Raw genomic sequence first — 604 nt, 5'->3', positions numbered from 1 at the left:
GTTTTTACAATAAAAAAATGAGAGGGAGAATATTGTTTGTTTCTTGTAAACAAGAAGTAAAAGTGTTCTTTCTCATATCAGTTTTTTTGTATTGTGAAAAAGAATTCAGTTAATATTCTGAAACTGTCTTTGGGAACGTTTTGTATTGTTAGTAGTAATACTAATGATAGAAGATACGACTGGTGACAGAAGATACGCTCGTGAGTATTGTTGTTCATTTGAGAAGAGTTGTCTTTTCTTTTTAAAGGTTGGTAAGGTTGTCCTCTGAAAGTAAGTCATTTGGCGCAAGAGGACGCTTTCCTGAAGAATAGTCCCCCCTTGTGTGGTGTCTATTTTGTTGGTGTGTGATTGTTCGTTGTGAGCAATTGCATCAAAATGAATGAGAGTATCATAAACAACGAGTTGGTGTTGTGTTTTTCCGAGACATTCGTACTGATCACCGCAGCAGGTCTCCAAGGTGCATAGCCTCTGGTCGAGAAGCGAAGGGAAATAAGGGAAGTCGGAAAAATAGCGTTGTACGTTTGCAAGAAAGCGTGGCTCTGAAGGATTTTTCTGTGCTGTGTTTTTATTTCTTGTCTTTAATAAAAATGATAATATAAAAAAG

Annotated in this window: 1 protein-coding gene; it reads right to left on the bottom strand. The window is 36.6% G+C overall.

Annotation, left to right across the window (positions count from 1 at the left end):
- Positions 1-105: 105 nt before the first annotated feature.
- On the bottom strand, positions 106-604 hold a 499-nt coding region (locus tag C1A35_RS36565), incomplete at its 5' end, for a hypothetical protein (RefSeq protein ID WP_210202589.1).

Origin of the sequence: Ensifer adhaerens (genome assembly GCF_002940685.1) — a bacterium.
In the GTDB taxonomy this organism is placed as follows: Bacteria; Pseudomonadota; Alphaproteobacteria; order Rhizobiales; family Rhizobiaceae; genus Ensifer; species Ensifer adhaerens_E.
Note: the sequence above shows the minus strand (reverse complement) of the source record. Positions and strands in the feature narration are given on the sequence as shown.